Here is a 24155-nt window from a genome sequence, read left to right as displayed (position 1 = left end):
GTCCACCGGTGTTTTGAACTTTCACCTGACGACCTCATCCTGAGGAGCCGCATTGCGGCGTCTCGAAGGATGGGCCACTTGCTTCCGGGGTTGCCGCCCATCCTTCTGGACGGACCTTGCGGTCCTCCTCAGGATGAGGGGAGAGCTAAGAGCGACTCTCCAGGCAAACCTTTCCGGTTGGAAAACCGGGGAAAGAGGACGGGTCTCGTAAGACCCGCCCGAGGTCCGTTCTCCCTTAAGACCCGGAGCCGCCGCACTTGCCGGTGGCAGTGTTGAAGTTGCCGCAGGAAAGCGGTGCGCGCCAATCGGAGATCAGGTCCTTGGAGCCGTCCAGATAATCGGACCATGCGTCGCCGACGACGAGGCCGGAGGTTTCCCAGACGGTTTCGAACTGGCCGTCTTCCTGGATTTCACCGATCAGCACCGGCTTGGTGATGTGGTGGTTCGGCATCATTGCGGAGTAGCCACCGGTCAGGTTCGGAACGCTGACACCGACGATGGCGTCGATCACGGCATCTGGCTCGGTGCTGCCCGCCTTCTTGACTGCTTCAACCCACATGTTGAAGCCGATGAAGTGCGCTTCCATCGGGTCGTTGGTCACGCGCTTGTCGTCGCCGATGTAAGCGTGCCAGGCATCGATGAATTCGGCGTTGGCTTCGGTATCTGCGGACTGGAAGTAGTTCCAGGCAGCCAGGTGGCCGACGAGCGGAGCGGTGTCGAGGCCGGCGAGCTCTTCTTCACCAACGGAGAAGGCGACAACCGGAATGTCTTCAGCCTTGATACCCGCGTTGCCGAGTTCCTTGTAGAACGGCACGTTGGCATCGCCGTTGATGGTAGAGACCACAGCGGTTTTCTTGCCGGCGGAGCCGAAGGTCTTGATGTCGGACACGATCGTCTGCCAGTCGGAATGACCGAACGGCGTGTAGTTGATCATGATGTCTTCTTCAGCCACACCCTTGGACTTCAGGTAGGCTTCAAGGATCTTGTTGGTCGTGCGCGGGTAGACATAGTCGGTACCGGCCAGAACCCAGCGCTCGACGCCTTCCTCGTTCATCAGGTAATCGACGGCCGGAATGGCCTGCTGGTTCGGTGCGGCGCCCGTGTAGAAGACGTTGCGCTGGGATTCTTCACCTTCGTACTGAACCGGATAGAACAGCAGCGAGTTGAGTTCTTCGAAGACCGGCAGGACGGACTTGCGCGAAACGGACGTCCAGCAGCCGAACACGGCGTCGACGCCGTTGACTTCGATCAGCTCACGCGCCTTTTCAGCAAACAGCGGCCAGTCGGAAGCCGGGTCGACGACAACCGCTTCCAGTTTCTTGCCAAGCAGGCCACCCTTCTTGTTCTGCTCTTCGATGAGCATCAGCATGGCGTCTTTCAGAGTGGTTTCCGAAATGGCCATTGTGCCGGAAAGCGAGTGCAGGATGCCGACCTTGATCGTGTCTTCCTGGGCGGATGCGCCGCCGATCATCGTGGAGGCCATCAGGCCTGCCAATGCGAGTTTGGTGAATGTGTTTTTCATGGATGTTCCCCTTTGCTTGACGTCACCGGTTCCCACGCCGGCGATTGGCGGCTGGAAGGTGTGCCGCTGTCAGGAAGGGATCGTGCACTGGCACCACTGCACCGCAACATACGTCAATTGACGTAACCGGCTTGAACGCCTGCCAAGGCGTTCCAGAAGCAAAGACGGCATGAAATGTGCTGAAGAGAGGAGCTGAATAAAAAAACGGGGCGGAAAGCGGGCGATGAAGGACGGCATTTGCCGAATAAATAGTCATATGTCCAGTTATTGGGCATTTGGTGCCGGCATGGAGGCGGACGCGTGAGGGCGCGCCAACGCATTCTGCCCGTTCGGCGCCAGTACAACAAATGGGTCAACAACCAGACCCTGGAAGACTATGCGCTCAGGTTCACCGCCAAGAGCGCACGCCGCTTTTCCTCACGTGCGATTTCCCAGACGGCGATCGGTGCCATCTCCTTTCTGGCTCTGGAGGCGATCGGTGGTGCGATCACCCTGTCCCACGGAACAGCCAATGCGTTTCTCGCCATATTGGTCGGCAGCCTGGTGCTGTTGGTCGTCGGTCTGCCGATCAGCCGCTATGCCATGCGTTACGGCGTCGACATAGACCTGCTCACACGTGGTGCAGGGTTCGGCTACATCGGTTCGACGGTCACCTCGCTGATCTATGCCAGCTTCACCTTCATTCTCTTTGCGATTGAAGCTTCCATCATGTCGAGCGCGCTGGAATTCGCTTTCGGTGTGCCGCTCTGGCTGGGGTATGTCATCAGCGCGGTTGCGGTCATTCCGCTGGTGACCCACGGCATTACCTGGATCAGCCGCTTTCAGCTCGCAACCCAACCCTTCTGGATCATCCTGAACATTCTGCCGTTCGTCTTCATTGCCTTCACCGACTGGCAGGCCGTCGGCGAGTGGTTGACGTTTTCCGGCATCGACCCGGTAACACAGGCGCCGCGTGCGACAGCTGGCGGCTGGGACAGCATCAACCTGGTCAGCTTCGGCGCAGCCTCCGCAGTCATTCTGGCGCTGATGGCACAGATCGGTGAACAGGTGGACTTTCTGCGGTTTCTTCCGGCGCAGGATTATGCCCGCCGCCGGCACCGGCTCGCCCTGTTTCTGGCTGGCCCCGGCTGGGTTGTTCTCGGTGCCCCCAAGATGATTGCAGGCTCTTTCCTGGCAGTCCTCGTTTTGTCGCACGGTGTTCCGGTTGACCATGCCGACGAACCCTCGCGCATGTATGCGGTCGCTTTCGGCTACATGATCCCGAACGAAACCGTCGTCCTCTTGCTGATGGCGGCATTCGTGGTGGTGGCGCAGCTCAAGATCAACGTCATGAATGCCTACGCCGGGTCGCTTGCCTGGTCGAATTTCTTCTCGCGCCTTACACACTCCCATCCCGGCCGGGTCGTCTGGCTCGTCTTCAATGTCGGCATCGCTCTGCTTTTGATGGAACTCGGCATCTATCGGTTGCTGGAAGAAACCCTTGGCGTCTTTTCCATCATTGCGATGGCGTGGCTTTCCGCCATTTCGGCTGACCTCTTCATCAACAAGCCGCTCGGGCTGTCGCCTCCAGGAATCGAATTCAAGCGCGCGCATCTTTATGACATCAACCCGGTCGGCACCGGGGCGATGCTTCTGGCCGCCGGTCTCGCATTGGCCGCGCACTTCGGCGAGTTTGGAAAGACGGCGGAGGCCCTCGCCACCTTTCTGGCCATGGCCATCGCCTTTGTCGCCGCGCCCCTGATCGCTTATGCGACCAGGGGACGTTTCTACCTGGCTCGCAAGCCGCGCCAGAGCTGGCAGACGAAGGAGCACATCGCCTGTTCGATCTGCGAAAACCCGTTCGAGCCGGAAGACATGGCTTATTGCCCGGCCTATCAGTCTCCGATCTGTTCATTGTGCTGTTCACTCGATGCCCGCTGCCACGACAGCTGCAAGCCGAAGGCACGTTTGTCCTATCAGGTCGGCACCGTCGCGGGCCGCATTCTGCCGGAAAACGCGATGGCGTTCCTGCAGTCCCGGCTGGGGCGCTATGCGTTCATCTCTGTACTGTCGAATGCTGCAATCGGCCTGGTGCTCTGGATCATTTATGCCCAGGCGGAAAACCGTCTGGGAGATCCGACCGGCATCATCGGCCAGACGGTGCTGTTGATTTTCTTTGTTTTCGCCATCGTCGTCGGTATTGCCTGCTGGTTCCTGGTACTGGCCCATGACACCCGGCGGGTCGCCGAAGAGGAATCCATGCGCCAGAACGCGCTCCTCCAGAAAGAAATCGACGCTCACAGTGTTACCGACGCGGCCCTGCAGAAGGCCAAGGAAGATGCCGAGGCCGCCAATCTTGCCAAGAGCCGCTACGTGGTCGGCCTAAGTCACGAACTCAGAACGCCTTTGAACGCGGTCATGGGTTATGCCCAGGTGCTGGAGCGGGACGACAGCGTGCCGACAGCCCGCAGGCCTGCAATCAGCACCATCCGGCGCAGTGCAGAGCACCTGTCAGGGCTGATCGACGGCCTGCTGGATATTTCGCGGATCGAGGCTGGCAGGCTGCAGATCTATTCCAACGAGATCAACATTCACGAGTTTCTGGATCAGATCGTCGACATGTTCCGCATGCAGGCGGCTGCGAAGGGGCTCGGCTTCGACTATGCGCGCGCACCCAACCTGCCGGTGTTTGTACGAACCGACGAAAAACGTCTGCGACAGATCCTGGTGAACCTCCTGTCGAATGCGATCAAGTTCACCTCTGAGGGCACTGTTTCGTTTTCGGTCAGTTACCGGTCACAGGTGGCCAGCTTTGTCGTGTCGGACAGCGGACCGGGCATCGCGCTTGACGAACAGGTCAAGATTTTCGAACCGTTCGGCCGCAGCAAGACCGCCGACGGGGCGAAGACACCGGGGTTGGGGCTCGGGTTGACCATCACCAAGCTTCTGACGGAAACCATGGGTGGAGCCATCGCGCTGTCCAGCGAACCGGGGAAGGGCGCTTCCTTTGAAGTGCGGCTGATGCTGGCGGCTGTCGACCGGCCTGTCGATACCATCCGCCTGGAAAGACAGGTGCGAGGCTACGAAGGCGAGCGGAAGACGGTTGCCGTGATCGATGACAATCCGGATCACCGTGCGCTTGTCTGCGATATCCTGAAACCGATCGGATTTGCCGTCGTCGAGGCGGATACGGGCAGGGCCTGCCTGGAGACGGTCGAGCCGCTGCGGCCGGATCTCTACCTGATCGATATCCTGATGCCGGGAATGAACGGTTGGGAGCTGGCCGAGGACCTGAGGGACAGAGGCGTCAGCGCGCCGATCATCATGCTGTCGGCCAACATCGGTGACAAGGCTTTGCGGCCGGACGGTCCGGCTCACCATTCGGCAACCCTTGCAAAGCCATTCGGCATCGGCCAGCTTTACGACCTGCTGCAAAAACACATGGGTGTTGTCTGGACCGAACAGCCGGTCGAGCGAAACCAGGAACCTGCCCGAAAGGATCCCTTGAAATCACCCGGTGCCGATCACGTCGCCGATCTCATCTCGCTTGCGGAGATCGGTTATGTGGAAGGCATCGAGGCCAAATTGAACGAACTGGCGAAAACGCCGGAAAATCTGCCCCTGATCGATGCATTGAATGTTCATCTCGCCCGGTTCGATTTCGATGCCTACAAAAACGTCTTGAGTGAATTGGAAACACATGACGGATGATCGTCGCGATACGGTCCTTGTGGTCGACGACAGCCCGGAAACGCTCGGCTTCGTCACCGAAGCCCTGAAAAAGACCGGCGTAGCCGTTCTGGTGGCGACCAGCGGCGAAACCGCACTCAACATCTGCAACAAGGTGACACCGGACACGATCCTGATGGATGCGATCATGCCCGGCCTCGACGGTTTTGAAACCTGCCGGCAGATCAAGGAAAATCCGGCGCTCCAGCACGTGCCGGTGATTTTCATGACCGGGCTGTCCGAAACGGAACATGTGGTAAAGGCGCTGGAATCCGGCGGGGTCGATTTCCTTACCAAGCCGATCGACGTCGACGAGCTGAAGGCGCGGATCAAGGTGCATCTGAAGAATGCCCGGTCGGTTCAAAGCGCGCATGTGGCGCTGGACGCAGCCGGGCGCCATCTGGTGGCTGTGTCGCAGGAGGGGACAGTGTTGTGGTCGACACCGCAGATCCACAACCTGCTGGCAAAGACAGGGGCTGCCGAAACCAGTCTTTTCCGGCTGGGCCGAGCACTGGGGGACTGGCTGGACGGGCCGAATTCCTCGGGCGAGCGTCGCAAGAGTTTCATGCTCGGCTTATCTGAAAACCTGGCAGTGCAACTTCACCCGCTTGGCCGTGTCGGCCCTGATGAAAACCTGTTCCGTGTCACCGCAGAAGACGAGGCCGGACAGGTCCAGGCGCTGCAAGGCAGCTTTGAACTGACACAGCGCGAGGCGGAAGTCCTGATCTGGATCGCCAAGGGCAAGTCCAACAAGGATATCGGCGAAATTCTGGGTCTGTCACCGCGCACCGTGAACAAGCATCTGGAGCAGATCTTCGTCAAACTTGGTGTTGAGAACAGGGCCTCCGCTGCCGTTCGCGCAGCAGAGGTGATCTACGCGCTTTAGGGCTTCGTGGGAAACGGGTCCCTCGGCTCGATCTGCAATCTGGTTCCGTAATCGCGTTCGATCTGTGAGAATGGCGGGTTTCCGCCATCTGATGCCAAGGTGCCGACCGGCTCGACAAGCACCCGAGCTTGGCCTATGGATGCATTAAGCCGTTGAAGAACACGAATAACCCACCGGCAATGCGAAGAGGAGCCCGGCATGGCTGAGTTTCGGGAAGTGCGTCGGTCATCGCTGTTACCGGACCGCATCGCAGCAGACATCATGGCGAAAATTCAGGATGGTGAACTGAATCCCGGCGATACGTTGCCGACCGAACATGCACTCGCCGGAACCTTTGGCGTCAGCCGCAATGTGGTGCGCGAAGCCATTGCCAGGCTGCGGTCTGATGGCGTCATTGAATCGCGCCAAGGGCGCGGGGCCATCGTCAAGCCTGTTTCAGAGCGTGAAACCTTCCGGGTCGATATCCGCTCACTCGACAAATCCGGCAACCTTGCGGACCTGTTCGAGTTGCGTGGCCTCCTGGAAATCGAAGCTGCGGGACTTGCCGCGATGCGTCGCACAGGGGCAGATCTCAGGGAGATGCGAGCGGCGGTCGCCATTCTGGAAGGGCACAAGCAGTTTGACGAACAGCGGCTGGAAGCCGACGCCGTATTTCACCGCGCAATCGGCAAGGCGGCCGGCAATTCCTATCTCTTCGGCATCATCTGCTACATCTCCTCCAGGCTTAAGGAAACAACGCGGGTGACATCCAACATCTACGCCAAGGACGACCTGGTGGAGATCACTTTGGGTGAACATTGCAGGGTGCTTGAGGCCATCGAGGCAGGTGACAGGACAGGCGCCCGGGAAGCCATGGCAGCTCATGTTCAAGGCGCTGCATCCCGTCTCAACGTTCAGGTCAAGCTGGGCGCCAGGGTTTAGCGCCTCCGGCCCTTTTGCGTGCAAGTGGATTGTTCGTGCGGTTGATTTCCACGTCAGCAAGCCGATGGTCTCAAGTGGGGGCTCTGGCAGACAGGGGCGTAGCAGCGGATCAGGTTCGGTACAGTCCTGTTCTTTTTAGGAGCCGTGTCAACTTGTTGGAATTGCGCTCTGCTCGCATTGCCTCATAGAGTTGCAGATCGAGTTGATTGTGTCTCCTGACAGTGTCGAGCTGACGGTCTGAAAGCGAAAGCGCAGGATAGCGGCTCGGATTGTCCTGCCGCATTGTCAGGGGCAGGCCGGTTTCTTGCGAGATCTTTTCGTAGAGATCCGGCATTTCATCGGTAAATCCCATGATATCCACCGAGCGACCGGTCGAAATAGCACGTTTGAAAAGGTTGTCGTGATCGTCGATCGGATCAAATCTGGAGGCAAGGAAGCGGTCGGACAGCTCTTGTCCTACCGCTTCTATGGCCGCACCACCCAGATATCGGCACAAAGCATTGTCGGGAACTGGCAATCTTCCCTGATCCAGGCTGTCAAGCGCTTCTGCCTCTGTGGTTTTTCCGTCTGCGAGAAAATGGCGAATGTGGGAAATGGCACGCTCTACCGGATCACGCAGAACGACGATCGTCAGTGTATTCCTCGGAAGATATTTTCGGACCCAGAAGCCGTAGTGTCCCCGAAACAGGCGATAGTCCGGTTTATCGTGAAGCTCCTGCAGGGCCTCGTGAAGCGGCGGATAGCGGCCACCATGATGGAAAATCAGCGTTTGAGAGGGAACAACGGCTGCGTCTCCGACAGCCTGTTCCAGCGACAGGCGCAACGACGTGCCGGCTGTTTTCGGGATATGGCAGAAGAAGATCTTTCTATCAAACTTCAAAAACGTCTCCCTGTTCCTGCAGTGTATTAACCGCATTCGCGCAGATCAGCGCAGTGAAAGGTGCGCCAGACGATCGTGAAAGTTTGAATATCCTATTGCAAAGCTGACAGTTCTTGAAGGGTGCGTTCTTTGCAGGCCACTAAGCGGATTTGCCTTCTGCTGCCCAGAGTGCACCGCGACGGATAATTTCCGTCACCTGGGGAACCTTCAGGTCATCCAGTTCGTGTCCGATGGAGCAGTAGAACACTCGGCCCTTGTCCCAGCGCCGTTTCCAGACAACGGGAATGACGGTGCCCTCGATCCACCACAGATAATCGCCTGAGAAGGTCGTGGTGGCCAGCACGTCGTTGGAGGGATCGACCAGCATGTAATATTGCTCGGACCTGAGGCGGAAACTCCTGATGCCCTTGACGATCGGATCGTCCGGTTTGCAGATCGTCACGTCGTAGTCGATGTAGTCCTCCCTGGGCTGCAGGTTGTCCGGCCAACCGGGAGGATGGGCGACGAATTGGCCTCCAATCAGGAAGTGGTAGGTCGGCCGGTCGCGGAAAGCATCTCCCATATGTCCGTGCCACCCGGCAATGCCGCAGCCGTTGGCGACGAGTTTCAGCAGCCCGTCCTCCTGCGGCTTGGTCATGTTGCCGAATTCCTGCTGGTGACCCGACCGGGCCGAAGACCAGATAGGCGTGATCAGGTCGACGTCGGCAAGGTCCTCCGGGCGTTCCAGCGGTTCCATTGTATCGTAGACGGTAACGCTGAATCCATTGTCGCGAAGCAAGGCCTCATACCAGTCGCTGAAATGGGTTGGTGTGTGGCCTTCCCAGCCACCGACAAACAGAACTGCTTTCATTTCAGGCCCTTGTTCACGAAAGAAAGAATGGAAGCCATGTCGCGGTCGTCATATCCGGCTGATCCGGCGGCCTTCAGAACCGCATGATTGAGTTCCGCTTGCGGCATGACCACACCGCAAGTGGATGCAAGTTCCAGCGCCAGCCCGACATCCTTGCGGGCAAGTGCGACCGTGAAGCTGACGTCGTGCGCAGCCTCATCCAGATAAAGCCCCTTGCGATAGGCGAGAACCGGAGCGGCAGCCGCCGAGTTTTCCACGACCTCATAGGCTTGTTCTTTTTGGATGCCGGCTGCTGTAGTCAGGGTAAGGGCTTCTGCCAATGTCTGGTTGAGGCCATGAATGAGCATGTTGACGCCGAGTTTCATGGCAGCGCCTGCGCCGGATTTGCCAAGCCAGACGGTTTTCCGGCCGAGAACCTCGAAGAGACGGGCCAGATCAGGCACATCAGTTGCTTCTGCTCCTGCCATGATAAGCAGCTTTGCATCCGCCGCCGCTTGTGTGGCACCGGAAACCGGCGCATCGACGAAGCATCGGCCTTTCTCCGGTGCAGATAGCGCCAGACGTTCTGCCATCGGTACGGAAATGGTACCCATTTCAGCCAGAACCCGACTGCCCCCTGACGCCTCGAACAAGCCATCCGGCCCGAGATAGACTGTCTCCGCAGCAGCATCGTCGGCGAGCATGGTGATCACCACATCCGACCGCTCCGCCAGGTCTTTCGGGGTGGCTGCCGAAAAGGCGTTGTGGGCGGCGGCGAAGGCCTGTGCAGGTCCAGCTGTCCGGTTCCAGACGCTCACATCCAGACCGGCGGCGGCCAGATTGGCAGCCATGCGCACGCCCATCCGGCCAAGCCCCGCAAATCCGACCCGCATCAGGCGGCCTTGTCCGGCCGAATGCCGGAAATGGCCTGGATGAGATTGTCTTCGGTAACTTCCTCGGAGGTGAAAGTCCGGATGATCTCGCCGCTGTACATGGCGACGATCCGATCACTTACATGCAGGACCTCCGGCATTTCCGAACTGATGACGATGACAGCATAGCCCTGGCTTGCCAGTTCGCGGATGAGGTTGTGGATCTCGGACTTGCTGCCGACATCGATCCCGCGTGTCGGTTCATCGACGATCAGAACGCTCGGGTGCATCGAGAGCCATTTGCCGATCACGATCTTCTGTTGGTTACCGCCGGAAAGGTTGCCGGCAAGCTGCTTCCAGCCGGGCGTGCGAATGTCGAGCCGGTCCCGGTACTGGTCGAAAATCGAGATCTCCGCGCCTTCGGCGACGAATGGGCCGGCTTTCAAGTCGTCTACTTGAGGCAAGGTCATGTTATCCCGGCAGTTCATGCCCAGAACAAGGCCCTGCGTCTTGCGGTCCTCAGGCACCAGCGAGATACCCTTGGCGATGGCATCGGCCGGCGAGTGAATGGCAGTTTCTTCTCCGTTCAGGAAAATAGCGCCGCTGCTGGGTTCTCTGAGACCGAACAGCGTTTCGGCGATTTCCGTGCGGCCGGCCCCGACAAGGCCATAAAAGCCGACAACCTCGCCCTTGCGCACTTCGAAGCTGATGTCACGGAAAAGCGAGCCACAGGAGAGCCCTCGCACTTCCAGCGCCACATCACCCAGTTCGTGGTGGACGGCGTTGCGTGACAGGTCGAGCTTGCGGCCGATCATGAGCTGCGTGATCTCGTCCTCGCTGGTTTCGGCTGTGTTCAGTGTGCCGCGATACTGTCCGTCCCGCAGCACGCTGATGCGGTCGGTGATCCTGAAGATCTCTTCCATCCGGTGCGAGATGTAGATGATGCCGACGCCTTCGGCTTTCAGGTTGTCGATGACATCGAACAGAACCACCTTTTCCGCATCGGTCAGCGAGGCAGTCGGTTCATCAAAGATGACCGCCTTGGCTTCCACTGTCAGGGCACGCGCAATTTCCACCATCTGCTGGTTTGCGATGGAGAGATCGCCGACACGCGTGCGGGCGTCGAAGCCGACTTTGAGCATCTCCAGAATGCGGTTGGTCTGTTCATGCAGCTTTTGCCAGTCGACCCGGCCGAAGCTCTTTCGCGGCAGTTCGCCGAGATAGATGTTTTCGGCAACCGTCAGTTCCTCGGCGAGGCTCAGTTCCTGATGGATGAAGACGATGCCCTTGCTTTTCGCCTGAAGCGGCGACGTCATGACAACCGGTTGCTCGCTGACGATGATCTTGCCTTCATCAGGCTGATAGATGCCGCCAAGCACTTTCATGAGGGTCGATTTTCCGGCGCCGTTTTCACCCATCAGGGCATGCACTTCGCCGGGCAGGACGGAAAAGGACACACCGTCGAGCGCGCGCACGCCGGGGAAGGTCTTGACGATGCCTTCCAGGCGCAAGGCGGGGGTGGTGCCGGTCATATTCTCAGCTCCTGTTTGCCTTTCAGGTTCAATTGACGGTCGAGGAACAGGACGGCGATCAGGATCAGGCCGATCACCAGATTGACTGTTTCCGTGTCGGCGCCGATGTGTCCAAGCCCCTTTCGCAGAAGCTGGATGGCCAGAACGCCGCCGAGCGTCGAAAGCACGGATCCCGCACCTCCGGTAAGCTTGGTGCCACCCAGAACCACGGCGGTAATGACCCACAGCTCATAGAGTTCGCCGTCGTTGGGATTGACCGAGCCCGATTCCGAATAGAACACCACCGCAGACAGGGAGGCGAGAAAGCCGATGATCATGAAGTTGATCATCATGTGCGGCCCGACGCGGATACCCGCATTGATGGCCGCAGAACGGTTGTCGCCGATGGCATAGGCGTTGCGCCCGTGGATCGTGCGGTTCATCACGAACCAGATCACGGCGGTCACCACGATCAGGAACCAGGTGGCGGTGTGCAGTCCCAGGAAATGGGCTTCAGCGAAATCAACCAGCGTCCAGTTGAGATGAGATGTGGGCTGTTCGCCATTGTACATGAACACCAGGCCGCGATAGCCGAGCATGGAACCGAGCGTGACGATGAAGGCATCGACACCGGTCTTCCAGACGATCAGCCCGTTCAGAGCGCCCAGAACGATCCCTGTCAGCAATGCCAGTCCCCAGGCAATGGGAATGACGCCGTCGCCGAGGCCGGCGAAAACCGGCCAGGTCATGCTGTCGAGCAGGACGACGGCGCTCAGGGCAAAGGTCGCTCCGACACTGAGGTCGATATTGCCATTGATCATGATGATCGTCATGCCGATGGCGATGATCCCGATGGGGGCAGACTGCTTGAACAAAAGCAGCATGTTGTCCACGTCCATGAAGGCCTTGTCACTGAGCGACAGGAATTCGCCCGCGACCGAGAAGAAGACCAGTTCGACGAGAATGAAGCCCCAGATCGCGCCACGTTTCAGAAAAGTGCTCAAGGTTCCCGGTTCCATCAATCCCTCCCTCACGCGATCGGCGACCAGAGCTTGCCGCGTTTGGCGGCAATATCCAGCCACACGGCAAGAATGATGATGATCCAGGTCACCACATACTGGACATAGAACTGCAGTCCGACGAGCAAGAGACCGTTCTGGATGAAGCCGAGGATCAGGACACCGATAACGGTCTTGAAGATCGTGCCGGAGCCGCCCATCAGCGACGCTCCGCCGAGGATGACCGCAGCCAGAACTTCAAGCTCAAGCCCCTGGCCAACCGTGTTCTGGCTTCCCAGCGACCGGCTGGCCTGGATGAGACCGGCAGTACCGACGCAGAAAGCGGACAAGAGGTAGCAGGTGAAGACGACACGGGCTCTGCGAATGCCCGAGAAGGTTGCCGCGGTGCCGTTGCCTCCAACCGCGTAGACCTTGCGACCGAACGGTGTCTTGGCAAGGACGATCCCCAGAACCGAAGCGACCAGCGCAAACAGCAGGATCGGTACCGGAATGCCGAGGACGGTCGACTGGCCGAACACGCTGAACCAGGTGCCTTCCTTGTCGGCAATATCCATGTTCTTGCCGCCGGAATAGGTGAGGGTCAGTCCGTGGATCGCCGACAACATTCCTAGGGTCACGATCAGGGAATTCAGCTTCAGATACCCGACGAGGAAGCCGATGAAGGCGCCCAGGCACAGTACCATGGCGTACATGGAAGGAATGGCGAGCAAAGGCCCCAGCTTGTCGTGCAGATCGAGGACGACGATGGTGGCAAAAGACATCATCGATCCGACGGAGAGGTCGAGATTGCCGCTGATGACGACAAAGGTGACGCCAAGGGCCATCACGCCCAGGATTGCTGAGGAGCGGACTACGCCCATGATGTTGTCTGGGTCGAGAAAGCGCTGGTTGGCGATCGTGAAGCCGATCATGAAGACGGCGAAGGCGATCAGAATGCCCTGTTTCGCCAGAAATCCCCCAACGCCCGACAGACTGAAGGGCTTCATGGATTTTTCCTTGGAACTGCCGGGACGGCTGGCAGCCTTGGTTGATATGTCGGACAACAGACCCTCCCTCATCCTGTTGTAAAGTTTCAAACGAGCGTCATGCCACCATCGATCATCACCACCTGGCCGGTCATGTAATCGCTTTCTGGTGATGCAAGGAACGTGGTCGTTCCCGTGATGTCGGACGGTGTCGCCACCCGGCCGCGCAGGATCTCGGAGGAGAATTCCTCCATCGCCTGTCCGGGCCGCTCGGCAGCACCTATATCCAGAAGATCCCGGTCCACCTGTTCCCACATTTCGGTAGCCACGACACCCGGCGCGAAGCCTGTGACGGTGATGTTGTGTCTGGCAAGGTCTCTTGCGCCGGATTGCGTCAGCGAGACCACGGCCCATTTCGAGGCGCAATAGGGCGCGACATTGTCGAACCCCTGTCGACTGGCGATCGACGCGGTGTTGATGATCTTGCCGCCGCTGCCCTGGTCAATCATCTGACGGGCGGCCTCCTGCATGCCGATCAGGCACCCAAGGCCGTTCACTCCCATGATGAAGTTCCAGTTGTCCTCAGTGACATCGAGAAAGTTCATGGGCTTGTTGACGCCGGCATTGTTGAACTTGACGTCCAGCTTGCCGAAAGCCGCGACGGTTTTCGCGATCATGGCACGAACCTGATCACGATCGGTCACATCGACCTGGGCCCATGTCACCCCGGCGCCGGTTTCGGCAGCACGGTCGCGGTTGGCTTCGGCAACGGCACTTGCCTGTTCGCCGTTGATGTCCGCAAAGCAGACATCCGCTCCCTCGTTGATAAGGGCTTCGCCAATGGCACGTCCGATCCCTCGGGCAGCGCCGGTGACGATACAGGAACGCCCGGACACTCGGCCCATGGTTTCCTCCCGGTCAATGTATTGGGAAAAAATGGGGCGCAAGGCTTGGCTCGCGCCCCAGTCGGGCTTGACCTTCAGGCTCAGAAGACAGGCTTGTCGAATTCGGCCATGTTGTCCTGGGTGATCTTCGGCGTGTCGAAGTAGTTCAGGAACGGAACATCCTTGCCGGACAGGATGTCGATTGCCGTCTGCAGGGCAGCTTCGGCATCGTCAACGGGCGACTGGTAGATCGAGCCCCAGTATTCACCGCGCTCCATTGCCTCGTAACCAACGGAGAAATTGGTCGCACCGACGAAGATGATGCCCTCACGTCCGGCGGCCTTGGCGGCATTCAGCGCGCCGACACCCATGTTGTCGTCGCCGGCGTAGACGCCGTCGATGTCGTCATACTTGACCAGGAACGCTTCCATGACCTTCTGGGATTTTTCGCGGTTCCAGTCGCCCGGCTGGGTCTCCACCAGGGTCACATTCGGGCAGACTTCCGGCAGGCGGTCTTCGAAGCCCTTGGCGCGCTCGATTGCAGTCGTGTAGCCCGGCTGGCCGGAAATCTGAACGATCTGGGCTTCGTTCTCGATGCCCATGGCCTTGAACTTGTCGCACATGATCTCGGCGGAACGGGAGCCCTGGGTGATGTTGTCCGGACCGGAGAAGGACTTCACGAACTCGAAGCCCTGTTCGGCGATGTTCGAATTGGTCACAATCACCGGAATGTCGGCCTTGAAGGCCTTGCGGACGGCCGGGATGACGGCTTCACCGTTCGTCGGCCAGATAATGATCGCGTCCACTTCCTGCTGGATCAGGTCTTCCATCTGGGCGATCTGCCGGGCGACATCGCCGCCGGCGTCCAGAACGACGGTTTCGACATCCGCATTGGCGTCGGCTGCCGCGATAAAGGCCTTTTCATAGGTGGTCTGGTAGCTGTCGACGCCGACGTTGTTCTGCGTGATGCCGATCTTCATCGTTTCTGCACCGGCTGCGCCAGACAAGGTCAGGCCTGCAGCAGCCGTCGTGGCGACAAGCAGCGAACGGAAAGTGTTCATTGTTTCATTTCCTCCCTGAGAGACCATTTCGAATGGTCTGAATTCTGAACCGTGCCTCCTCCTGACACGGATATGCGCCCACCGTGAGCGTCACCAAAAAGCCTGCACGCCTCGGCAGAACGACGCCCCCTCGAAAATATCCAAAATGGATGTTCTTATATCCAAAATGGATTTTTTGGCCGTTTTTCTAATCGGCCACGTCGCTCACGCTTAGGAGGACATTCAATGTCGATCCAAAAAATATCCAAAACGAGGAAACGCAGCAGTGGTTCATCCCGTCCGGAAAACTGGAGCCGAGCGATGAACCAGCAAGAGGGAGAGTTGGTTCGCGAAAAGACTTATCTGACGCAACAGGCCAAGACGGAAATCCTCCAGGTTCTCAGCTTTCTGGAGAACTTTGAAGAAGAGATGGATGGTCTGTTGGAGATATCTGCTCCGAACCCCTATGTCAAAATGTCGACCTATCTGGTGAAAAGGCATCTGGAAGCGAAGGCGGTGACCCCGACCTCGCTCATTGGCGCGTCGGGCGTTCCCTACGCGACAGCCAGCCGCCGCATGCGCGAGATGATCGACAACGGCCTGATCGAGCAAAGGCCGAGGACGTCTTCCGGCAGAAGCTATTCCCTCCATCCGAGCGCTGACATGCTGGAGGCATGGACCCAGTTCAGCAGCCGTGTCCGCAGGATGGCGGCGCAATCGTTCGGGGCGGCCGATCTGCGCTCCGGCACACAGGACTATTATTTCGGCGGGTCTTACCTGGAAGCCCAGACAATCCAGCCGCCCCAGGTCCTGCTTGAACCCTTGAAACTGTCCGGCGATCTTCGCGTTCTGGTCCATGGCGATCCCACCTTCATGGTGATGCATGGTCTGAAGCGCCAGTTCGAGCAGGTGGTCGGGTGCTCCATTCAGCAGCGGGCCTTTTCAATCGACCGGCTTCACGAAGAAGCGGTCAAGAACGCCCACAGGGCGACAAGCCGCTATGACCTGATTGCCCTGGACCTGCCGTGGCTGGGCGAGTTTGCCGAGAACGGGTATCTCCTGCCGCTGGACGAAGTGCTGGATGTCGAGCGGCTTCAGCCGAGCGATTTTCACACCGCCGGCTGGCAGGCAGCTCACTGGGGAGGCAAGCCATACGGTGTGCCCTCGCAGACCACGCCGGAACTGCTGTTTTACCGGAAGGATCTGCTGGCGGAAGCAGGGCTTGAACCGCCCCTCACGACGGACGCGCTGCTCAAGGCCGCCGCCCGGCTCAACGACCCGGTTCAGGGCAGATACGGAATTGCCTGGAACGCGGCACGCGGGACCGCGCTGGGCCATACATTCATGATGACTTGCGCGGACTTCGGCCAGCCTATTCTGGATTTGCCCAAACAGGCCGGTGGTTATGACGCCTCGCGACTTGCGGACGGGGGCTATCGGCCGGTCATCTATTCCGAACGGGCATTGGACGCAGCCGAATACCTGATGGCGCTGTTGCAATATTCGCCGCCGGACATCCTGTCGATGTCCTGGTACGAGCGCGTCCGTCCGTTCGCAAGCGGACGTGTGGCGATGGCCTACGGCTATACTTTGCTCGCTCCATACTTCGAACAGAATCCGGCCTGCGCGGCTCATGGCAAGGTCGGTTTCCTGCCGCATCCTTCCGGCCCGAATGCGCAGAATATCGCCCCGGTCGGCGGCTATCTGCTCGGCATTCCGGCCAATATCGCACCGGAACGGCTGGAGGCGGCAGCCGAAGCGCTGATCGTCTTCACTTCGCCTGAAGCGCAAAAGCTCTACGTCGAACACGGCAGCCGCACCAATCCGCGCTACTCGGTTGGCGCGGACCCGGAAGTCCGGCGCCTGTCTCCGATCTTTGAAGCGGTGGACGCCATGTCCTGGCGGGACGAACTGCAGTTCTGGCCACGACCGCCAATCCCGGAAATCAACGACATCATCCGCATCTGCGGGGAGGAATGCCACGACATGTTGCGTGGCGTGAAGGCGCCAAAAGCCGCGTTGCAGATGGCTCAAGATCGTGCCGACCGACTTCTGCGGGAGGCTGGAAAACTTTAATGGGAGGAATTCATGGACCCCAATCGGCTCAAGGGAAAAAACGTTCTGATTACCGGTGCCGCACGCGGCATGGGCGCAACCAACGCCGAGCATTTTGCAGCTCAGGGCGCCAATATCTGTCTTGGTGATCTGGACCTCGACGAAGCCCAGGCCGTCGCGGAGCGGATCAATGCGGCCGGTAACGGCAAGGCGGTTGCGGTCAAGATGGACGTGACGCGTCGCGAGGACAACGCCGCGGCGGTGGCGGCAACTGTCGAAGCTTTCGGCAGCATCAATGTGGGCCTCTTCAACGCCGGCCTCAACAAGCCCCGTTTCTTCATGGATATCGATGAGGACAACTGGGATCTCATCATGGGCGTCAACACCAAGGCGATGTGGCTTGGCATGCAGGAAACCGCCCGGCAGATGATTGCGCAAGGGCCACAGGATTTTCCCTACAAGCTGATCAATGTCGGCTCCATCGCCTCGCGCAAGCCTCTGGTGGATGTGACCGTCTATTGCACATCCAAATACGGCTGCCTGGCGTTGACCCATTGCGGGGCCGTTGCGCTCGGCGAACACAACATCACCGTCAACGGTTATGCCCCCGGCGTGGTGGTGACACCGCTGTGGGAACAGCTCGACAAGGACCTTGTCGAAATCGGCTTCAAGGAACGGGCAGGACAGGCCTACGAAGACATCGCCAACAACGAACTGGTGATCAAGCGGGTGTCCTATCCGGATGACATCAAGGGCACCGCGTCGTTTCTCGCCAGCCCCGACAGCGACTACATGACGGGCCAAATGATCCACATCGATGGCGGCTGGTGCATCCAGTAACACTCTGAAAAACAATATTCTTTTTACATGACGGATGTGCGCAGGTGCATCCGAAGGAGAGAGCCATGTCTCGCGCACTGTTACCCAACCTCCTGACGCCGCAGGATCTCGAACCGCATTGGCGCTGGGAGGGGCGTTTGCCCGCCTGGGGTCACACATCCGTCGATTTCGAACGCCGCATCGACCATGATCGGTTGCGGCGGTATCGCCTTGCCAGAACACGGGAGGCGCTGAAGGCCTCTCCCGCCGGTACGCTTCTGCTGTTTGACGTCAACAACATCCGCTACGTCTCGGCCACCAAGATCGGTGAATGGGAGCGGGACAAGATGTGCCGCTTCTGCCTGCTAACGGGTGATGACGCCCCTTACGTGTGGGACTTCGGTTCAGCCGCCGTCCACCACAAGAAGTTCTCCGACTGGCTGGTGCCGGATCATTGCCGGGCAGGTGTGGTCGGCATGCGCGGCACCATCCCGCCGGAATTCGGTCTGATGCGCAAATATGCCCGCGAGATTGCCGGGCTGATCCGGGACGCGGGCATGGCGGATATGCCGGTCGGTGTCGACTATGCCGAAACCGCCATGTTCCATGCGCTGCAGGCAGAGGGGCTTAACGTGGTCGACGGACAGCAGATCATGCTGGCTGCGCGCGAGATCAAGAACTGGGACGAGATCCAGCTTCTGACTCAGGCGGCTTCCATGGTCGATGGCGTCTATCACATGATCTACGAGGAACTGAAGCCGGGCGTGCGCGAGAACGACATCGTCGCCCTGTCCAACAAGATGCTCTACGAAATGGGATCGGATGATGTCGAGGCGATCAACGCCATTTCCGGCGAGCGCTGCAATCCGCATCCGCACAATTTCACCGATCGCTACTTCCGTCCGGGCGATCAGGCGTTTTTTGACATTCTGCAGTCCTATCAGGGCTATCGGACCTGCTACTACCGAACCTTCAACATTGGTCGGGCCACGCCCGCGCAGCGTGATGCCTACGTCAAGGCGCGTGAATGGATCGATGCCTCCATCGCCATGATCAAGCCCGGCGTCTCCACCGACAAGGTGGCGGAAGTCTGGCCCAAGGCGGAGGAATTCGGCTTCCCCAATGAGGAAACCGCCTTCGGTCTGCAATTCGGCCACGGCCTGGGGCTGGCCCTGCACGAACGGCCGATCATCTCGCGTGCGGTCTCGCTCGACCATCCGATGGAAATCAAGACGGGCATGGTGTTCGCGCTGGAAACCTACTGCCCGGCCGCCGACGGCTATTCCGCCGCCCGGATCGAGGAGGAAGTCGTGGTGACGGACACGGGCGTTGAGGTGATCAGCCTGTTCCCGGCCGAAGAACTTCCGATCGCCAACCGGTACTGACCTGCCCATCGTGCCCGGCCGCGCGGCGGCCGGGCCCAGTCAAGGGACAACAAGATGAGCGCTGCGAAGAAAAAGAAACACAACACGGAAGAGTATCTGCGCATGTACACGCAGATGGTGCGCATCCGTGCCTTCGAGGACAACGCCAACCAGCTTTACCTGTCGGCGAAGATGCCGGGCCTGACCCACATGTATTCCGGTCAGGAAGCCGTGGCCGTCGGCATCTGCGAAGCGCTGACGCCCGAAGACAAGATCACGTCGACGCACAGGGGGCACGGTCACTGTGTCGCCAAGGGAGCGCATTTCAAGGAAATGTTCTGCGAGCTTCTGGGCAAGGAAGAGGGCTATTGCCGGGGCAAGGGCGGATCGATGCATATCGCCGACCAGGCCAACGGCAACCTGGGCGCAAACGCCATTGTCGGCGGTTCAATGGGCATTGCCACCGGATCGGCACTCACCGCCAAGCGTCTGGGTACCGGGCACGTCACCGTGTGTTTCTTCGGAGATGGCGCGACGGCACAAGGGCTCTGGTACGAGGTCATGAACATGGCCGCGCTCTGGAAGCTTCCCGTCATCTATGCCTGCGAGAACAACGGCTACAGCGAATACACCAGGACCGAGGAAATCGCGGCTGGTTCGCTGACCGCCCGGGCGGAAGCCTTCGGCATCGAGAGCTTCAAGGTCGATGGCCAGGATGTGCTGGCCGTGAACAAGCTGGCGGGCGAGCTCGCCGCCAGATGCCGAAAGGGCGAAGGCCCGTTCTTCATCGAACTCGACACCTATCGCTATCACGGCCACCACGTCGGCGACATCAACCGCGACTATTACCGCGCCAAGGATGAAGAGACGGAATGGAAGTCTGCGCGCGACCCGATCACCAACTTCGGCAAGTGGCTGATCGACCAGAAGATCATGACCGCGGACGAACTGGTGGCCATCGACAATGAAATCGCGGCCGATGCCGAAGCTGCCGTCAAATATGCGCTCGACGCGAAATATCCGGATGTGCGGGAAGTGGACATGCATGTCTACGCCGGCACGGCCGCCTGAGGAGGGACGCCATGACACGTGAAATCACCCTGTCCAGGGCAGTCAACGAAGCCATCGCGGAAGAAATGCGCCGGGATCCGTCGATCATTCTCCTGGGCGAAGACGTCGCGGAGGCCGGAACGCCGTTCAAGGTGCTGTCCGGCCTGGTGGAGGAGTTCGGAACGGACAGGATCATCGACACGCCGATTTCCGAACCCGGCTTCATGGGCATTGCCGTTGGTGCGGCGATGACCGGACTGAGGCCGATCGTCGACCTGATGTTCGGTGATTTTCTCTATCTGGTCATGGATCAGCTCTGCAATCAGGCCGCCAAGACCCACTACATGTCCGGCGGCAAGCTGAACGTCCCGCTGGTCCTGCGCACCAACATGGGCGCGACCCGGCGCTCCGCTGCTCAGCACAGCCAGTCCCTGCAGGCGCTTGTTGCCCACATTCCGGGACTGAAGGTCGCCATGCCATCTTCGGCTTACGAGGCAAAGGGCCTGATGAAGACCGCAATCCGGGACAACAATCCGGTGGTCATCTTCGAAGACAAGCTGATGTACAACGACAAGGCCCCGGTGCCGGAAGAAGAATACCTGATCCCCTTCGGCCAGGCGCACATCAAGCGCGAGGGCCGGGACGTCACGCTGGTGGCGACCTCCTCCATGGTGCAGGTGGCCGAGGAAGCGGCGGAAACGTTGTCCCGCGAGGGCATCAGCGCGGAGATCATCGACCCGCGCACGATCGTGCCCCTGGATGAGGAAACCATCCTGCGTTCTGTCCGCAAGACGTCGCGCGCCATCGTCATCGACGAGGGCCACCAGAGCTACGGCGTGACGGCGGAAATTGCCGCGCGGATCAGCGAGAAAGCTTTCTACGACCTCGACGCGCCGGTCATCCGCATGGGCGCCATGGACGTGCCGGTGCCGTTTTCGCCTGCCCTTGAAGACATCACCGTGCCGAATGCCGCAGGAGTTGCCGACAACGCGCGCAAGATCTGCCGCGGGGAGCTGATCCATGCCGCATGAGGTGATCATGCCCGCGCTCGGCATGGCCCAGGACAGCGGCCAGTTGCTGGCCTGGCACAAGAAACCGGGAGAGGCAGTGGCCGCTGGCGATGTGCTTTTCGAGGTGGAAACCGACAAGGCCGCCATGGAAGTGGAGGCGCAGAAGGAAGGCTATCTGACCGACGTCTCCGTGGAAGCAGGCAGCGATGTTCCGGTTGGACAGGTGATCGCGATGATCTCTGAAACCCCGGAAGGGGCTGGTCAGGCAAACGGGAGCCCATCGCCGGACAACACATCCACCGGGGAACAGTTAAAGGCTAACGGTCGGGAAGCCGGGGCAGACGCCGGGGGTGAAGCCCTTCCGGACGGGCACCAGGTAATCATGCCGACACTCGGCATGGCTCAGGACACGGGCCTTCTGGTTGCCTGGTGCAAACAGCCCGGAGAAGCCGTTGCGGCTGACGACATTCTCTTCGAAGTGGAAACGGACAAGAGCACGGTTGAGGTCAACGCCGGCCGCGACGGTTTCGTGGCCGCGCTTCTGGCGGAAGCGGGTGAGGAAGTGCCTGTCGGCCAGACGATAGCGGTGATATCGGCGCAAAAGCCGGACAAGGCAGTGTCGCGTAAGGCTGCTGGAGCAACAGCTTCTGCGGCCGGTGAAACAGCGCCGGAGCGGCAGGAAAAGACGGAACCTGCCAACACGCCTGCACCTTCTCCTGAAAAACGGGTGGCGGCCAAGACCGCGCCCGGGGTGGCCGGGAGAGTTCTTGCGTCGCCGAAGGCACGGCGGCTTGCGCAGGAACAAGGGCTGGACCTGCAGCGTCTGGCCGATGCCGGCCACCCCCAGCCGTTTCACGTCAAGGATCTGGAGACCCTCAAGACCCTGCGCGCGGAAACGCCGGCGGCAAGTGCCACGGCGCAGCGCTTCGAACTCAGGGCAAAGGTATCGGGTACCGGATTTGCAGACTTCGTGGCCTGGGCGAAGGACAGCGGCGGGCAAGCCGATCAGGCAGCTCTGCTGGCCGGGTTTGCGGCTGCCAGTTTCGGGAACTTTCCCGCCAAAGTCCGCGTTGAGAATATGCGGCAGTCGCAAGTCTACTCCGCTGCTTCGCTCTGGCTTGGTCAGGTCAAACCGGCGGACGATGATCTAGAAGTGGATCTGCTGGTGCGTGACCTGAGAGCAAGCCGCATCTCGGCGCTTCAGCTTGATGCAGGCAAATGCCCCGTCATCAGCATTCTGCGGCAGGGGGAGGATCTCGCTCTCGTGCTGGAATGGGCCGGGGACCGACTGACTGCACCTCGGGCGATTGACCTGCTTTCCAATTTCGCGGGTCGGATGGAGCAACCGCTCCGCCACCTGCTTTGAACCCATGGGGACCATTATGGACCATAACGATCTTTACATTAACGGCACCTGGTGCGCGGGAGCGAGCGGCGAAAGGTTCGACGTTCTGAACCCGGCAACCGAAGAGGTGCTTGCCTCCGTCGCCTCCGCCGACATCAAGGATGCGGACGCCGCGCTGGATGCCGCGGAAGCTGCGATGGCAACATGGGCCGCCAAAACGCCGCGCGAACGTTCGGAAGTGTTGCGCAAGGCGTGGGAATTGATGACGGCGCGGCTGGAAGACTTTGCCCGCATGATCACGCTGGAAAACGGCAAGGCGCGCAGCGATGCCATGGGCGAGGCGACCTATGCCGCCGAATTCTTCCGCTGGTTTGCCGAAGAAGCCGTACGCGCCGACGGCCTCATCACCCATGCGCCTGCCTCTGGCGCGCGCATCATCGTGCAGCACAAGCCTGCCGGCCTTGCGGTTCTTGTCACGCCCTGGAACTATCCGGCGGCCATGGGCACCCGCAAGATCGCTCCGGCTCTGGCCGCTGGCTGCGGGGTGATCATCAAACCGGCCTCCGAAACGCCGCTGACCATGCTGGCGCTCATGCCCCTCCTGGAAGAAGCCGGCGTTCCGGATGGCCTTGTCAATGTGCTGCCTTCCAGGCGCACCGGCGCACTTGTCGATCACATGCTGCACGACCCGCGCGTGCGCGTCGTCTCCTTCACAGGTTCCACGGCGGTTGGCCGCAAGCTGCTGCATTCTGCGGCCGATCAGGTGCTCAAACCGGCGATGGAACTTGGCGGCAATGCACCGCTGATCGTTTTTGACGATGCGGATCTTGATGAGGCGGTGCAGGGCACGATGCTGGCCAAGATGCGCAATCTCGGTGAAGCCTGCACCGCTGCCAACCGGATCTACGTGCATGAAGCCGTTGCCGACGACTTTACCCGCCGACTTGTCGAGGCCATGAAAAAACTGAAGGTCGGCGACGGATCTGACCCGGACGTGGATGTCGGCCCGCTGGTCAATGCGGAAACCCGCGACAAGGTCGCGGATTTCGTTCGCGATGCGGTTGAGAAGGGAGCGAAGATCAAAGTCGGCGGCGACCTGCCGGGCGGGAAGGGCTTTTTCTATCCGCCCACGGTTCTGTCGGGTGTGCCCGAGACGGCCGACTGCGTGCACGACGAAATCTTCGGGCCCGTCGCCGCCCTCCAGACCTTCACCGATCAGGACGACGTGATCCGCAGGGCCAACGACACGGAATACGGTCTGGTTGCCTATGTCTTCACGAAGGACATGAAACGCGGCCTGCAGGTCTGTGAAAAGCTGGACTATGGCATGGTCGGGTTCAATCGCGGTCTCGTCTCCGATCCGGCGGCTCCCTTCGGCGGCACCAAACAGTCCGGCCTCGGCCGTGAAGGTGGCCATGAAGGCATGCTGGAGTTCATGGAAACCCAGTATATTTCGGCAAGCTGGTAGGAGGTGG

General features: G+C 59.9%; 19 protein-coding genes. 10 read left to right on the top strand and 9 right to left on the bottom strand.

What is annotated here, in order from left to right; translation table 11 throughout:
- Positions 1-235: 235 nt before the first annotated feature.
- Complete coding sequence (gene urtA / locus FIV03_RS27045) at positions 236-1522, bottom strand: urea ABC transporter substrate-binding protein (RefSeq protein WP_031269634.1); 1287 nt, start codon at positions 1520-1522, stop codon at positions 236-238.
- A gap of 300 nt (positions 1523-1822) precedes the next feature.
- Here urtA and FIV03_RS27040 point away from each other — a divergent pair, with 300 nt between their 5' ends.
- The 3 genes from FIV03_RS27040 to FIV03_RS27030 all read left to right on the top strand — a co-directional run bounded on the left by FIV03_RS27040 (position 1823) and on the right by FIV03_RS27030 (position 7037).
- The gene (locus tag FIV03_RS27040; protein ID WP_152511649.1) at positions 1823-5212 is read left to right on the top strand and encodes an ATP-binding protein; all 3390 of its coding nucleotides are present in this window, start codon (positions 1823-1825) and stop codon (positions 5210-5212) included.
- Positions 5202-6116, top strand: coding sequence for a response regulator transcription factor (locus FIV03_RS27035; RefSeq protein ID WP_152511648.1), 915 nt, complete (start codon positions 5202-5204; stop codon positions 6114-6116). Before FIV03_RS27040 ends, FIV03_RS27035 begins: the two co-directional genes overlap by 11 nt.
- Positions 6117-6314: 198 nt before the next feature.
- Positions 6315-7037: a FadR/GntR family transcriptional regulator gene (locus tag FIV03_RS27030; protein ID WP_152511647.1), complete on the top strand. Its 723-nt coding sequence runs from the start codon at positions 6315-6317 to the stop codon at positions 7035-7037.
- Positions 7038-7146: 109 nt separating this feature from the next.
- Here FIV03_RS27030 and FIV03_RS27025 read toward each other — a convergent pair whose 3' ends face one another.
- The 8 genes from FIV03_RS27025 to FIV03_RS26990 all read right to left on the bottom strand — a co-directional run bounded on the left by FIV03_RS27025 (position 7147) and on the right by FIV03_RS26990 (position 15058).
- Entirely contained in the window at positions 7147-7917 is a 771-nt protein-coding gene (locus tag FIV03_RS27025; protein ID WP_173013961.1) for a sulfotransferase family 2 domain-containing protein, read from the bottom strand.
- Positions 7918-8056: 139 nt separating this feature from the next.
- Positions 8057-8767, bottom strand: a complete 711-nt coding sequence (locus FIV03_RS27020) for a ThuA domain-containing protein (protein WP_075281382.1) — start codon at positions 8765-8767, stop codon at positions 8057-8059.
- Entirely contained in the window at positions 8764-9639 is an 876-nt protein-coding gene (locus FIV03_RS27015; RefSeq protein ID WP_152511645.1) for an NAD(P)-dependent oxidoreductase, read from the bottom strand. The genes FIV03_RS27020 and FIV03_RS27015 overlap by 4 nt, the downstream gene beginning before the upstream one ends.
- The gene (locus FIV03_RS27010) at positions 9639-11150 is read right to left on the bottom strand and encodes a sugar ABC transporter ATP-binding protein (protein WP_152511644.1); all 1512 of its coding nucleotides are present in this window, start codon (positions 11148-11150) and stop codon (positions 9639-9641) included. The genes FIV03_RS27015 and FIV03_RS27010 overlap by 1 nt, the downstream gene beginning before the upstream one ends.
- Positions 11147-12148, bottom strand: a complete 1002-nt coding sequence (locus FIV03_RS27005) for an ABC transporter permease (protein ID WP_023001717.1) — start codon at positions 12146-12148, stop codon at positions 11147-11149. Before FIV03_RS27005 ends, FIV03_RS27010 begins: the two co-directional genes overlap by 4 nt.
- Positions 12149-12159: 11 nt before the next feature.
- The gene (locus FIV03_RS27000) at positions 12160-13191 is read right to left on the bottom strand and encodes an ABC transporter permease (RefSeq protein ID WP_286202236.1); all 1032 of its coding nucleotides are present in this window, start codon (positions 13189-13191) and stop codon (positions 12160-12162) included.
- Positions 13192-13220: 29 nt separating this feature from the next.
- Positions 13221-14018, bottom strand: a complete 798-nt coding sequence (locus tag FIV03_RS26995) for an SDR family oxidoreductase (RefSeq protein WP_152511643.1) — start codon at positions 14016-14018, stop codon at positions 13221-13223.
- Positions 14019-14098: 80 nt separating this feature from the next.
- The gene (locus tag FIV03_RS26990; protein WP_152511642.1) at positions 14099-15058 is read right to left on the bottom strand and encodes a sugar ABC transporter substrate-binding protein; all 960 of its coding nucleotides are present in this window, start codon (positions 15056-15058) and stop codon (positions 14099-14101) included.
- A 300-nt stretch (positions 15059-15358) separates the two neighbouring features.
- Here FIV03_RS26990 and FIV03_RS26985 point away from each other — a divergent pair, with 300 nt between their 5' ends.
- The 7 genes from FIV03_RS26985 (at position 15359) to FIV03_RS26955 (ending at position 24148) form a co-directional block, all read left to right on the top strand.
- Positions 15359-17113, top strand: a complete 1755-nt coding sequence (locus tag FIV03_RS26985) for an extracellular solute-binding protein (RefSeq protein WP_286202235.1) — start codon at positions 15359-15361, stop codon at positions 17111-17113.
- Between the two features lie 12 nt (positions 17114-17125).
- Complete coding sequence (locus FIV03_RS26980) at positions 17126-17932, top strand: SDR family oxidoreductase (protein ID WP_077290581.1); 807 nt, start codon at positions 17126-17128, stop codon at positions 17930-17932.
- Positions 17933-17997: 65 nt separating this feature from the next.
- Positions 17998-19296, top strand: a complete 1299-nt coding sequence (locus tag FIV03_RS26975) for a Xaa-Pro peptidase family protein (protein WP_006933717.1) — start codon at positions 17998-18000, stop codon at positions 19294-19296.
- Positions 19297-19350: 54 nt separating this feature from the next.
- Positions 19351-20346: a thiamine pyrophosphate-dependent dehydrogenase E1 component subunit alpha gene (locus FIV03_RS26970; RefSeq protein WP_152511640.1), complete on the top strand. Its 996-nt coding sequence runs from the start codon at positions 19351-19353 to the stop codon at positions 20344-20346.
- A gap of 11 nt (positions 20347-20357) precedes the next feature.
- The gene (locus FIV03_RS26965; RefSeq protein ID WP_152511639.1) at positions 20358-21356 is read left to right on the top strand and encodes an alpha-ketoacid dehydrogenase subunit beta; all 999 of its coding nucleotides are present in this window, start codon (positions 20358-20360) and stop codon (positions 21354-21356) included.
- Positions 21346-22701 (top strand): biotin/lipoyl-containing protein, encoded by a 1356-nt coding sequence (locus FIV03_RS26960; protein WP_152511638.1) that lies wholly within the window; start codon positions 21346-21348, stop codon positions 22699-22701. Before FIV03_RS26965 ends, FIV03_RS26960 begins: the two co-directional genes overlap by 11 nt.
- A 16-nt stretch (positions 22702-22717) precedes the next feature.
- Positions 22718-24148, top strand: a complete 1431-nt coding sequence (locus tag FIV03_RS26955) for an NAD-dependent succinate-semialdehyde dehydrogenase (protein ID WP_152511637.1) — start codon at positions 22718-22720, stop codon at positions 24146-24148.
- The last annotated feature ends 7 nt before the right edge of the window (positions 24149-24155 follow it).

It is taken from the genome of Labrenzia sp. THAF187b, assembly GCF_009363375.1.
In the GTDB taxonomy this organism is placed as follows: Bacteria; Pseudomonadota; Alphaproteobacteria; order Rhizobiales; family Stappiaceae; genus Roseibium; species Roseibium algicola.
The sequence above is the reverse complement of the archived record's forward strand: the minus strand, read 5'-3'. Positions and strand labels throughout refer to the sequence as shown.